Raw genomic sequence first — 280 nt, forward strand, 5'->3', positions numbered from 1 at the left:
ACGAAGGATGAAACTAGTCTCATTGATAGGCAACACCCCATTGGTAGAGATCCAGCGAATCCACCAAAACCCAAACGTCCGGATTTTTTGCAAACTCGAAGGACAGAATCCCGGTGGCAGTGTCAAGGACCGCGCTGCCTACAACATGATCAAATGTGCCCTGGAAAGGGGAGAGATCGAACCCGGTGATAGGCTTGTAGAAGCAACGAGCGGAAATACCGGTATTGCCTTGGCCATGGTTGCCAGCATTTTGGGACTCAAAATGACTTTGATCATGCCT

Annotated in this window: 1 protein-coding gene; it reads left to right on the top strand. The window is 49.6% G+C overall.

What is annotated here, in order from left to right; genetic code table 11:
- Nucleotides 1–7: 7 nt before the first annotated feature.
- Nucleotides 8–280: pyridoxal-phosphate dependent enzyme (locus L0U88_RS20800; protein ID WP_234868800.1), on the top strand; the 273-nt coding region annotated here is incomplete at its 3' end.

Source organism: Flavihumibacter fluminis (genome assembly GCF_021491375.1).
In the GTDB taxonomy this organism is placed as follows: Bacteria; Bacteroidota; Bacteroidia; order Chitinophagales; family Chitinophagaceae; genus Flavihumibacter; species Flavihumibacter fluminis.